The 13,441-nt window shown below is 58.0% G+C and carries 8 protein-coding genes; all 8 read left to right on the top strand.

All coding sequences use genetic code 11. The features are described 5' to 3' along the window. Positions 1-12: 12 nt before the first annotated feature. On the top strand, positions 13-951 hold the full coding sequence (locus ACQKLP_RS16760; RefSeq protein WP_427323940.1) for a dihydrodipicolinate synthase family protein: 939 nt from the start codon (positions 13-15) through the stop codon (positions 949-951). Between the two features lie 96 nt (positions 952-1,047). Next, the gene (locus tag ACQKLP_RS16755; protein ID WP_427323939.1) at positions 1,048-1,641 is read left to right on the top strand and encodes an RNA polymerase sigma factor; all 594 of its coding nucleotides are present in this window, start codon (positions 1,048-1,050) and stop codon (positions 1,639-1,641) included. A 217-nt stretch (positions 1,642-1,858) separates the two neighbouring features. Beyond that, complete coding sequence (locus ACQKLP_RS16750) at positions 1,859-2,836, top strand: FecR family protein (RefSeq protein ID WP_427323938.1); 978 nt, start codon at positions 1,859-1,861, stop codon at positions 2,834-2,836. 20 nt (positions 2,837-2,856) lie between these two features. Then, positions 2,857-6,309 carry a SusC/RagA family TonB-linked outer membrane protein gene (locus ACQKLP_RS16745; RefSeq protein WP_427323937.1) on the top strand — a complete coding sequence of 1,151 codons (3,453 nt, stop codon included), beginning with the start codon at positions 2,857-2,859 and terminating at the stop codon, positions 6,307-6,309. Between the two features lie 17 nt (positions 6,310-6,326). Continuing rightward, complete coding sequence (locus ACQKLP_RS16740) at positions 6,327-7,793, top strand: SusD/RagB family nutrient-binding outer membrane lipoprotein (protein WP_427323936.1); 1,467 nt, start codon at positions 6,327-6,329, stop codon at positions 7,791-7,793. A gap of 7 nt (positions 7,794-7,800) precedes the next feature. Beyond that, entirely contained in the window at positions 7,801-9,024 is a 1,224-nt protein-coding gene (locus tag ACQKLP_RS16735) for a metallophosphoesterase (RefSeq protein ID WP_427323934.1), read from the top strand. Further along, complete coding sequence (locus ACQKLP_RS16730) at positions 9,021-11,285, top strand: hypothetical protein (protein WP_427323933.1); 2,265 nt, start codon at positions 9,021-9,023, stop codon at positions 11,283-11,285. Before ACQKLP_RS16735 ends, ACQKLP_RS16730 begins: the two co-directional genes overlap by 4 nt. 15 nt (positions 11,286-11,300) lie before the next feature. Continuing rightward, positions 11,301-13,439 (top strand): hypothetical protein, encoded by a 2,139-nt coding sequence (locus ACQKLP_RS16725; RefSeq protein WP_427323932.1) that lies wholly within the window; start codon positions 11,301-11,303, stop codon positions 13,437-13,439. Positions 13,440-13,441: the final 2 nt, after the last annotated feature.

The raw sequence follows: 13,441 nt of genomic DNA, 5'->3' as shown, positions 1-13,441 counted from the left end.
ACCCTGTTTGTTATGCAAAAGAAATTCGTACCGGTGATGATCACGCCCTTCAACCTGAAAGCGCGCATCGACCTGGGCATGGTGGAGCAACTGATCGATTTTTACCTGGAAGCCGGGGTGAAGGGCTTCTTCGCCAACTGCCTTTCTTCCGAAATGTACAGCATCAGTGAAGATGAGCGGCTGGAACTGACGCGCCACGTGGTCAATTACGTGAACGGCCGCGTGCCGGTGGTGGCCACCGGTTCTTTCGGGCTCACGATCCCCGACAAGGCGCAATTCATCCGGAATATCCATGATACGGGGGTGGATGCGGTGATCATGATCACGGGGCATTTCGCGAACGTAGACGAACCGGATGCCGTGCTGATCGACCGTTTCCATCAGATGTTCGACCTCACCGGCGATATTCCGCTCGGGCTGTACGAATGCCCCGCGCCCTATAAAAGGGTGCTGAGCGCCGAAGTACTGAAAACACTCCTCGATTCCAACCGGCTGATCTACCATAAAGACACGAGCTGCCAGGTGGAAAGCGTCCGGGAGAAACTGGCGGCGATCAACGATCCGAAATTCGAGTTCTACGATGCGCATACGCCCAATGCCGTGGATTCCCTGCGCATGGGGGCGGCGGGCATGTCGTCCATCTCCGGGAACTTTTATCCTGAAATCCTCGTATGGCTTTGCAATAACGCGGCCGACCCTTCGAAGGCGGAAGACGTGGCCTGGATCCAGGAAGAGCTTCGCCGGGTAGACCCGCTCATCCATATCGCATACCCCATGAGCGCGAAGTATTTCCTGCAGCTGAGGGGCATACCCGTGCGCACGATCAGCCGCGCGCACGTGCTGGAGCTTACGCCCGAGCAGAAAGAAGTGCTGCAGGGCATCCACCGCGATTTCAAAGGATGGTGCGAGCGGCTCGGCATCCGCGAAGCGGCAACGTCGCACGCACTGTAACAAATTAAAAAATGGTTATTTTACGAAGATAGGTTGGAACGGCAGCGAAGGGTGATGTAGATTGCATGCTTGATCCTTATTCCTAAATTTCGCTTTATGAACACCGGCGCCTTTTATCCGCAGCAAGACGATAAGGTCCTTTGGGATCGCCTCCGGGAAGGGGACAGGGAAGCTTTCGGCGAAATCTACCGCCGGTATTTCCCGCCTCTTTTCAGCTATTGCAGCCGTTTTACACAGGATGCCGGTTTGGTGAAAGACACCTTGCAGGATTTTTTTACCGACCTATACCTCCGCCGCCAATCCCTTCAAACGCCGGATAAGCCCAAAAGCTACCTGCTGGTGGCCGTACGCCGCAAACTTGTGAGGGTGTTGGGGAAAACGCCGCGATCCCAGGAGCTGACAGACACCGAAGCGCCCGCATTTTTCCTGGAATTATCGCCCGAAAGCTATCTCATCAGCCGGCAAAACGCCGCGCTGGCGGAGCGCCACGTGCAGCAAACCATCGCCCGGCTTACGCTGCGCCAGAAGGAAGCGGTGTATCTCCGGTTTTATGAAAGTCTTTCGTATGAAGAGATCGCGGAAATCATGCAGCTCAAAGCCGTGAAGTATGCCCGCACGCTCGTGTACCGCGCCCTCACCGAGCTGAAACCTTTGCTGGCGGGCGCGGAAACGCTGCTGTACAGCCGGTAGAAGTGCCGCATGAAAAGCCGTTCGATCGGGTCGCCTGCATACAATCTGATCTCCCCTACAAATGTGACGACCCCTTATCCCAAAAAATAGATGGTAAATATTTTATGGGTTGATCGTCAATTCGTTAATGCCAGGGAAAAAATATTTTGAAAAACTTCCTTTTTCCTGAGGGCATTTCCTCACCTGCGTGCCTCCTTATTACGTACAAGGCTTAATTATGTCATATCAAGATTACGAAGCGGCGGATTTTGCGGCGGAAGCTTCCTTCCAGGCCTGGGTGCAGCGCACAGACGATGCGGCTGCCCGGTTCTGGGAGCAATGGGCCGCGGCGCACCCGGAGAAACGGGAGGCGCTGCGCGAAGCGCAATGGATGGTCCGTTCGTTCAGATTTCATGCCACTGAAGTTGACCCTGCCGAAATGGATGCCGTAAAAGCCGCCATAGACGGCGTGCTGGATGCGGAAGACCGTAAAAAAAACCGGCGCTTCCCCGTCAGAAGGCTCATCATTGGCGCCACCGCCACCGCAGCGGCCATCGCGGCATTCCTCGTGATGCGGGTACCGGCACCGGCCGCGGAAATGCTGACGCTCAGCACCACTTTCGGTGAAACCACGACCGTCACCTTGCAGGACGGTACCGAGGTCTGGCTCAACGCCAATTCATCCATCCGTTACCCATCCGCTTTTAACGGCAAAGACATTCGCACCGTGTCATTACAGGGCGAAGCATATTTCAAGGTGAAGCATGCGCCGCAGGGATTGCATCCCCGGTTTGTGGTGCATACGGACATGACCGATGTGGAAGTGACCGGCACCGCCTTTAATGTTTACCACCGGCACGATTCCGCCGCCATCGCGCTCCTGGAAGGCAGCGTAACGGCATCCGGACGGAAGATGAAGCCCGGAGACCTCCTCCAGCAAAGCGCCCTGGGCATCTCGCTCACGCAGGCGCCCGCAGGCGGGTTCACGGCCTGGATGGAAAAACGCGTGGTGATAAGGGAAGGTACGCTGGCAACGGTGGCCCTGCGCATGGAAGACCTCTACGGCAAGCGCGTCCGATTCAAACGCACCGGCATGGAAACGCTGCCCTTCACCGGGTCTGCCCCGATGGACCAGCCGGAATTGCTCCTGAAAGCGGTGTGTACGGTGCACGGACTGAAAATGCGGGAAGAAAAAGATTTCATCATTCTCGAATAAGATCTTTAAAACTTACACTTATGCAAAAGAGCTTTACGAAGCTTTGCGCGGTGCTATGCATCCTGCTCGCTTGCGCGGAATCGCGTGCGCAGGACGCCATGGTGCGCGGCACCGATGCCCGCCGCCATGCCGGCATGATCTCCATGAAGGAGATGTTCACCGCCCTTGAAAACAGTCTGCAGGTGGCCTTCAGCTACTCCGCCGCGCAGGTGGAGGGCAAACTGGTGGCCGACCGCTATGCCCGTATCCCTGCCGCCCAGCTGGAAGCACAGCTGGCTAAAGTACTTGCCCCCGCAGGCCTTCAGGCCGTGCGGATTTCCGCGCGCGATTACGCCATCCGCACCATCGCCGCTCCCGCCGCCGCCAAAACCGTTGACCTCCAGGTAAGCGGTGTGGTTACGGACGACAAAAATGAGCCGCTGCCCGGCGTGAGCGTGCATGAAAAAGGCACCTCCAACGGTACGGCCACCAACGCACAGGGCCGATACACCATCCGCGTGGCCGGACCATCGTCCGTACTCGTGTTCCGCTCCGTAGGCTTCGCCACCCAGGAGAAGCCCGCGGGCAGGGGAGACCTGAACATCAGCATGGCGCCGGATGTAAAGGAACTGAACAGCGTCGTGGTAACCGCCCTCGGTATCAAAAGGGAAGAAAAAGCCCTCGGCTATTCCATCGCCACGCTCAAAGGAGACCAGGTGGCTACCGTGAAGGAAGTGAACGTGGCCAACGCGCTCTCCGGTAAAGTAGCCGGGGTGAACGTGCGCTCCGTTTCCTCCGACCCCGGCGCTTCCGTGTTCGTGAACATCCGCGGCCAGCGCACCCTCACCGGCGATAACTCCCCGCTGTACGTGGTAGACGGTGTGCCCGTAGCCGGCGGCGTCCGCAGCCCGAAAGAGCCTGTAGGCCGCGGCGTGGTGGATTACGGCAGCCCGATCTCCGACATCAACCCCGACGATATCGCCACCGTAACCGTGCTCAAGGGCGCCAGCGCCTCCGCACTCTACGGCACCCGCGCACTCAACGGCGTGATCCTCATCACCACGAAATCGGGCAACGGCGCCAAAAAAGGCCTCGGCGTTTCCGTGAACTCGTCCGCCATGTTCGACAAAGCCTGGCTGTTCCCCCAGTTCCAGAACGAATTCGGCTCCGGCAACCGCCCCGGTTCCAACGAAACCATTTCCACCTCGTCCTGGGGCCCGCGCCTCGATATCGGTACGAAGCATATCCAGTGGGACAGCCCGCTCGACGGCAGCGGCAACCGCATCCCGACCGATTGGGTTTCCTATCCCGACCGGCACAAGGACTTCTACGAGACCGGCTACACGCTCACCAATAACATCGCCATCACCGGCGCCAACAACGACGGCGATTTCCGCCTGTCGTTCACCAATCTCAAAAACGGCGGCATCGTTCCCAATACCGACCTCGACCGTAACACCGTCAACCTCGCAGCCGGCTACAAGCTGAGCCCGAAGGTGCGGGTGAGCACCAACGTCGGCTATACGAAGAACCACAGCAACAACAGGCCCACGTTCAACCGCGAAAGCCCCAGCAATATCATCTACACCACCACGCCCAACGTAGACGTGAATAAACTGCGCAACTACTGGGTACCCGGAAAGGAAGGCCTGGAGCAATTCTCGCATGTGCCCGGCAGCGTAGACAATCCCTTCTTCGTAGCTTACGAATTCATCAACGGCTATAACCGCGACCGCATTATGGGGAACGTAGAAGTGAACATCGACCTGGCCAAAGGGCTCACCCTCATGGGCCGCACGGCGATGGACAACTACAACGAAGCCCGCGAAAGCAAACGTCCCTTCGGCGCCATCCGCACCAAAAGAGGCGCTTACTCTTATGAAACGGAAAGGCTGCAGGAAATCAATGCCGACTTTTTGCTGTCGTACCGAAAGGATATCAACCAGGACTTCAATTTCAGCGTTTCCGGCGGTATGAACCGGATGCACCGGAAGTTCAAGTCGGCCTTCCAGAGCGCGAACGCCTTGTCGGTACCGGGTATTTTCAGCATCAAGAACGCCGCGGCAGGTTCCGTTACCAACGATATGTTCGAATGGGAACAGCGCATCAACAGCTTATATGGCATGGGCCAGCTCGCTTACCGGAACTACCTCTTCCTGGACGTGACGGCGCGCAACGACTGGGCCAGCACCCTTCCTCCGGAAAACAATTCCTATTTCTATCCTTCCGTTTCCCTCGGTTGGGTACTGAGCGACATGCTCCAGATCAAATCCGGCCCGATCTCCTTCATGAAGCTGCGTGCCAACTGGGCGCAGGTAGGTGGCGAACCGGGGCCGCTGCAGCTGTATAACACCTATAATTTCGGTGCGGACTGGGCCGATTATAAACGCGCACTGCAGGACGGGACGCTCAAGAACAACCGCCTCAAGCCGTTCATCTCCACCTCCACCGAGATCGGTGCCGACCTGCGGTTCTTCAATGGCCGGCTGGGCGTGGATTTCAGCTGGTACAACTCCGTAACGTCCAACCAGATCCTGCGGATCGGGACCACCATGGCTTCCGGATACAGCAACAAAGTGATCAACGGCGGACGGATCCAGAACCGCGGGATCGAAGCTTCCATCACCGGTACGCCCGTAAAAGGGACGTTCCAGTGGGATGTGACCGCCAACTTCACACGTAACAAGAATAAAGTACTGGAGCTCGACGAAGGGATGACGGCCTACCAGCTCGGCAGCTCCGAAGGCGTGAACTACGAAGCGCGCGTGGGCGAGGAACTGGGCAATATGTACGCCCGCAGCTGGGCCACCGTTCCCGACGGGCCGCATAAAGGCGAACCGCTCATTACCGACGGCGGTGAATACGAACGCGTGAGCGTCTGGACAAAAATCGGCAACTTCAACCCCGATTTCATGGTGGGCTTCTCCAATACCTTCAGCTATAAAGGATTTGCGCTGAACGTGCTGGTAGACTGGCGCCAGGGCGGACAGTTCCACAGCTACGTGGCCAAGAACCTCCTCAGCGACGGCCGCACCAAAACCACCCTGCCCGGCCGCGACCAGGCTACCGGCGGCTTGCCCTGGACAGATGATTCCGGTGAAAAGCGTAACGACGGCAGCATCCTGTACGGGTATTACCTGGACGATGCTACCGGCGAATACAAGCTCAACGACAAAATCCTCGAGCCCGAAGCATATTACGGCGCTTACTACTGGGATTTCCTGAGCCGTTCCACTTTCGACGCATCTTATGTGAAACTGCGCGAAGCATCGCTCACGTATAATTTCCCGAAAAAAATGCTGGGCCGCCTGCCGATCGGCAACCTGAACATCTCGCTCATCGCGCGGAACCTCTTTACCTGGACCGCCGCCGACATGGGCTACGATCCGGAAACGGCGATGACGATCTCCGGCAGCGGGATCGGACAGGGCGTAGGTAGCTGGTCGCTGCCGTACACCCGCTCCTTCGGTGCCAAACTTGGATTCAATTTCTAAACTGCAAATCAACGGTTATGCAACGCATACGTTTTAAATACCTGGCTTTTGCCGCACTGCTGATGCTCGGCGCCTGCGGGAAAGACATCGAAAAATACAACGAAGACAAGAACGGCGCGGAGTACATCAATCCGGAATACCTGCTGTCGTCCATCATCCTGTCTACCGCGTCCGATTACCAGCGGGAGGCGTATATGGACAAACCCGCATCCGCCGGCCGGTACATCACCATGGTACGCAACGAGGGGAACGACAAGTTCAACTGGGGCCCGCAGAGCTGGGACGGTATCTACAGCCGCCTGTCTTACAACAAAAGCCTGTTCGAGATGATCGAGCATTTCGGCCAGCCGGAATATCTCCCTTATGCAAGGATCATCCGCGCGTTCAACTTCGCCTATGCCACCGATCTTTTCGGCGATGTACCCTATTCCAAGGCGCTGCTGTCCAAATCGGAAGGCAACATCCGCCCGGAATACGACCGCCAGGAAACGATTTACCCCGACCTGGTGAAAGAGCTCCGCGAGGCCAACGATCAGCTGGCGGCGCAAACACGGGAGATCAACAAAAGCCAGGACGGGCTGTATAAAGCCAATCCGCTGAAATGGCGCAAATTCGCCAATTCGCTCCGCCTCCGCCTCCTGCTGCGCATGTCCAAAAACTACCCGGCCGCCTTCACGGAAATGCAGGCCATCGTTTCGGATAAAACGAAAAATCCCATCTTCGAATCCAATGCCGATAATGCCGAAGTACAGTATGCAGGCACGCAGAAAGACAACAGCTGGCCCGGCGGCACCATGGCCACGTCTTACGAAGAATTCGACAAACGAAAGCCCAGCAAGGAAATCATCGACGCGCTCTACGCCCGTAACGATCCGCGACTGGAAGCCTGGTTCGAAAAAGTGAAAACCCATGGCACTGTAGACACACGGGATTACGTGGGCGTTCCCAACGCCATCCAGGCACCGTACGACTACAACGGCGGTTACGATTACATCTCCCGCCTCGCGCCCATGTTCAACGGCGATAAGGGCGCCATGATCCCCGCTTCGCTCATGACATACGCCGAAGTATGCTTCATCCTCGCCGAAGCCGCACAGGCCGGCAAGATCACCGTGCCGGGCAAAACCGCCGAATCGCTGTATTACGACGGCATCCGCGCCAATATGCTGTTTTACGGCGTGCTCGACGAAGCGGAAACCGCCAATTACTTCGATCAGCCGGTCGTGAAATACAACGGCACACTGGAACAGCTCATCAACCAGAAATGGATCGCCATGTTCCTGAAAGGCAGCGAAGGCTGGTTCGACCATCGCCGCACCGGATTCCCGAAATTCGTGCTCGGCCCGTTGTCTTCCTCCACAACGCTGCCGAAACGGTACATGTACCCCGACAGCGAAACCCGCACCAATCTCGACGCGTACAACCGTGCCGTGGCTGTGTTCGGACAAGACAAACAAACCACGCTTATGTGGTATCTCAAGTAAACTATCTATGAACATACACTATGCAGGCAGGTGGCTCCTCGCCACCTGCTTTTTCTTACCACAGGCCCGGGCGCAGCAGTCACGGCCGGACAACATCGTACTGAACGTAACCGCCGATCCCTCGCGTTCCGCGGCCGTGAACTGGCGCACGGGCGCCGCTACCGACTCCAGCTACGCCGAGATCGCGCCGGCATCGCCCGATCCTGCGTTCACGGCCAAAGCCATCCGCGTGCCGGCCGCCACCAGCGGCGTAATTTCCGATACGATCGCCGCACGGTACCACTCCGTCGTGTTCAACGACCTGCAGCCCAACACCGAATATGCGTACAGGGTAGGGAAGGGCAACGACTGGAGCGAATGGTTCCAGTTCCGCACAGCCGGCCTCCCCGGCCAGCCGTTCTCTTTCATTTACCTGGGAGACGCGCAAACCAACCTCCGTTCCCTGTGGTCCCGCGCGATCCGCAAGGCATGGTCGGCCGCGCCGGACGCCAGGCTCATCATCCATGCGGGCGACCTCGTCAACCGCGGCAACAATTACGACGAATGGCAGCAGTGGTTCGAAGCGGGAAGCTTCATCCATGCGTCCGTTCCAGGACTGATGTCGCCCGGGAACCACGAATACCATTACCCGAAAGACAGCGGGCAGGTATCCGTGTTCTGGCGGCCGCAGTTCGCGTTGCCGGAAAACGGGCCCGCCGGACTGGAGGAAACCTGCTACTACACCGATGTGCAGGGCACAAGGTTCATTTCCCTCAATTCGCAGGAAATCGAGATCAACGAAAGGCTCCTCCATTTGCAGCGCGACTGGCTGGAAAAAGTACTGCAGGAAAACAAGCAGCGATGGACGATCGTGACTTTTCATCACCCGGTGCTTTCCACGAAAAAGACCCGCGACAATAAGTTCATCCGCGAATACATCAAACCCTTGCTGGACAAGTATAAGGTAGACCTCGTGCTGACCGGGCACGACCATACCTACGCCCGTGGCCGCGATGGCAACCAGGGTCCCGTGTACGCCGTTTCAGTGAGCGGGCCGAAGATGTACGAGCTCGATCCCGCGCCATGGATGGCGGTTACGGGATCGCACGAACAATTTTACCAGATCATCCGCGTGGATGACAAAGCCATACGTTACACTGCCTATACGGTGGACGGCGAAGTGCACGACGCCTTCGAGCTGACGAAGCAGCCCGGCCGCCAAAATTTGCTGAAGAATGTAAAGAAACCATGAGACGAATCCTTTTGACCCTCTTACTGTTTCCGCACGTCTGCCTGGCTATCCGTAATACGCCGGGTGGACTGTGGAGGCAGGTATCGATCGTTTGCAAGCCCGGCCACATTGCCGGTACCGTTCTGCAGGAGGAAGTTTTCCGCCGGACGGGGCTGCGGTGGCCGCTGGTGGCTACTTTACCTGCTGCCGGAGATGCGGTGGTGATGGAAGAAAGGCCGCTGGCCGCGGAGGCTTTCGCTATTCATTCGGGCGAACGGAACGGAAGGAAGGTGCTCCGGATCACGGGCTCGCCGCAGAGAGGTCTGCTTTACGGGGCAGGACGGTTGTTGCGGTTGATGCAGATGCGGAAAGGATCAGTGACGATGCCGGTTTCGGTGGATGTGGAAGCCGCGCCGCAAAAGGCCATCCGCGGGCACCAGATCGGTTACCGCAACCTCGCGAATTCTTACGACGGATGGTCGCCGGCGCAATACGACCGCTATATCCGCGAGCAAATCATTTTCGGTGCCAATAGCATCGAAGCCATTCCCTTCATGCCGGCTTCCCCGCATTTCACCGTTTCGTCGCGGGAGATGACGCGCCGGATGTCGGAAATCTGCCAGCGTTATGGCGCCGACTTCTGGGTGTGGACGCCGGCTACTTTCGATTTGAACGACACTTCCAAACGCAACTACTTCCTTCGCCAGTTCGACACGCTCTTCCGTGAAAGTCCCCGCCTCGACGCGGTTTTCTTTCCCGGGGGCGATCCCGGCAACAATCCGCCGGAGCTGGTAATCCCGCTGCTGGAAGAACTGTCCGTTCCCCTGCAAAAATCCCATCCGGAAGCGATGATATGGCTGTCGCTGCAAGGCTTCGGGCCGGCCCAGTGCAAATTCGTGTACGGTTACATCCGCGATAAAAAGCCCCGCTGGCTGGCAGGGCTGGTCGTAGGCCCGGGGAGCCCTTCGCCGGAAGATACCCGTTCGGCCATTCCGGCGCCATACAAACTGCGTCATTACCCGGACATTACACATACCGTACGGGCCGATTTTCCCGTAGCCTGGTTCGATCCCGCATTCGCGTTCACACTGGGCCGCGAGCCCGTGAACCCGCAACCTTACTACTATTCCATGGCTTACCGCGCCATCGAGCCCTACATCGACGGCTTCATCGGTTATTCCGACGGGGCGCACGACGATCTGAACAAAATGGTCTGGAACCAGCTGGGCTGGGACGCGAACGCCGATCCGCGCGAAACCGTCCGCCAGTACGCTTCCTTTTTCTGGGGGTCGGACGTCCGCGACGCGGCGGCAGACGGCATCCTGGCGCTGGAACGGAACTGGGTAGGCCCAATCGTGGAGAACGGCGGCATCGCCGCTACGCTGAGCCACTGGCAGCGCCTGGAAGCTGCGGCGCCCGCGCTCCGGGGCAACTGGCGGTGGCAGATGATGCTGCTCCGCGCATATTATGATGCATATACCCGGCTTCGCCAGATCCGGGAAAGCGAACTGGAAACCGCGGCCTGCAAGGCTTTGCTGGCCGGTCCGCAAGCGATGGGCGAAGCCGAAAGTATACTTTCCCGGGCCGATTCCTGCGTGATGCCGGCCTGGCGGAACAGGATCGTGGAATTGTGCGAGGCGCTTTTCCGCTCGGTGGCTTTGCAAACGAGCGTAAAGAAATACAAGGCTTCCGGGCCGGAACGCGGTGCTGTGCTGGATTTCGTGGACCGCCCGCTCAACAACCGCTGGTGGCTCGAAGACGAATTCAAACGCATCCGGCAACTGCCCCCGGCGGAACAGCGCCTGGCCATAGACACCATCGCCCGGTGGGAGGACCCCGGGCCGGGGAGTTTTTACGACGATGTCGGACATGTGGGAAAAAGCCGGCACGTGGTGCGGGGAGAAGACCTCAACACCGACCCCCTCATGCGCCGGAGCGATAACCCGGGCTTCGACTGGTGGGACGGCGGGATGAGCCGCAAACGGCTGTCGTGGATGACGAGCATGCGCTGGCCCACAGCGATGCGGTACGACGGGCTCGACCCTTCGGCACAGTACATCGTGCGGATTTCCGGGTACGGCGAAAGCCTCGTGCGCGCCAACGGCCAGCGATTGAAAGCGACCGTGTATGGCAAAGGGATCGGGGAGATCAAGGAATTCCCCGTGCCGCAGGAACTGACCCAAACCGGCAGTCTTTTATTGACCTGGGACGCCATCGACGAAGAGCACCTCAACTGGCGACAGCATTCCCGCGTGGCCGAGGTGTGGCTCATCAAACGATAAAAAAAAGCAACCAAAATGCATAAAATCCTATTTTGCCTGTTGGCAATTTCCGCACCCGCATGGGCTTCCGGGCCAGACGAGCCTTTCGTGCAGGCTGTATCCAGCAAATACCCGCTGCCCAAAGGCATCCATCCCCTCAAACTGGTGACGGACTACAATAACAATGTGCACGTTCTCGCCAAAGAGGGATTGTATTACTTCACGGAAAACGACGTGGTGCGCGACGTGCGCTTCCGGCCGCTGGCCGATAAAATCCCGGTAGACGTGACCGCCCAGGAAACCCACGGGCATCTGTATTACCTGCTCGGCGATAAACTCATTACCAACGGCTATGCCGGCGTTCCCTACGTGACGTTCCCGGCCGGTACCTACGACCGCGCGGTAGTGAACGCTGCCGGCAACGCATTGCTTTCCGGTAAAGGGAAACTGGCCGTGGCCGAAGGGAAAAACATCCAAGTGCTCGACGCGCCCGAAGAAGGCGTGCGCGAACTGTTCGTGAACGACGGCATTTTTTACGCACTGACGCCGAAAGCGCTGTACCGCTTGGCCGGCAGGGAACTGCAACGATTGCATACCGGGAAAGACGTGCGCACCGTGGCTTTCCGCGGGAACGATATTTTATTGGGAACGCCTGCGGGATATTACGCCATCCGCCGCGAGAACGGCGATACGGCCATGACGCTGCAGCGTAAAGTGCCGGTACCTTCCGTAGCCCGCCTGATGGTTGCCGGCGGGAAAATCTGGGCCGGTACTAACGAAGGCGCCTATACGGAAAATGGATCGGGGGGATACCGTTACTTTGCTTCCGGGCGCTGGCTGGACCAGGATGAGGTGAAAGATATGGCGGCCGATAAAGACGGCAATATCTGGATCCTCACTCCCTCCGGGCTCAACAGGATCGCGTTCAGGCGGCAGTCGCTCGCCGAAAAAACGGATTACTTCCAGCGGAAAATCCGCACCCGGCATATCCGTTACGGTTTCATCGCCAACATCCATCTCCTCACCCCGGGCGACGTCCGCACCGCCGAAATGGCCGATACGGACAACGACGGGCTGTGGAGCAGCTTCTACCTCGGCAGCCAGGCATTCCGGTACGCCACCACCCGCGAGCCCGAAGCCAAGCGCTTCGCCTGGGAAGCGTTCGAGGCGTTCGAAAGGATATTGTCCATCAACCAGCTCAAAGGTTTCCCCAGCCGCACGTTCGAGCGGAAAGGCTACAAAAACTCCGATCCCGAGCGCTGGCGCGATTCCCCCGACCCGGAATGGGAATGGAAAGGGCACACCAGCTCCGACGAATTCGTGGCCTACATCTGGATCGCGGCGGTACTCAATGAAATGGTCGCCGAAACGGCCGACGAGAAACGGCGCGTGGCCGATTTTATGGACAAGATCATGACCCATATCATCGACAACAAATGGTACCTCGTAGACATCGATAATAAGCCCACCCTTTGGGGCCGCTGGAACCCGGAATACATCAACTGGTACCCCGAAACCATCGGCGACCGCCGTCTCGGCAGCACTACCATCATCGCCGGGCTGCAACTGGCCTATGCGCTCACAGGCAAGGAAAAATACAAGACCGAAGGGATGAAATTGCTCAACAAACATCATTACCTTCAGAATATCCAGATCGATTACCGGAAGATCGCGCCCACCAAAGGGTATTTCCACGATGGCATCGATATGGGCACCGGCCCCTGGAACCATTCGGACGATGAAATGGCTTTCCTGACTTACTGGGTGCTATATCGCTACGCGTACAACGACGACCTGAAACGCCAGTACGCCGGCGCTATCCGCAACCATTGGGAAATAGAACGGCCCGAGAAAAACGCGGTGTGGAACCTCATCACCAAGGGCCTCATCGGTGATTTCGACGAGGAAGCGACGATCTGGTGGCTGCGCACTTTCCCCATGGATATGATCAGCTGGAAGATCAAAAATTCTCACCGGCAGGATTTGACTTTTATTCCCGAAAATTTCCGCGGCCAAACCACCGAAACGCTCATCCCGCTCGATGAACAGCCGCTTCACCGTCACAATGCCAACGCTTTCAACCTCGATGGCGGCAATGGCGGAAGAACGGAGCTCGCGGGCGATGAATACCTGCTGCCATACTGGATGGCCCGCTACCTGAAGGTGATCGAATAAAC

The organism is Chitinophaga sp. NPDC101104, from assembly GCF_050277495.1.
GTDB lineage: Bacteria > Bacteroidota > Bacteroidia > Chitinophagales > Chitinophagaceae > Chitinophaga.
This window is presented reverse-complemented; position numbering and strand designations above follow the sequence as displayed.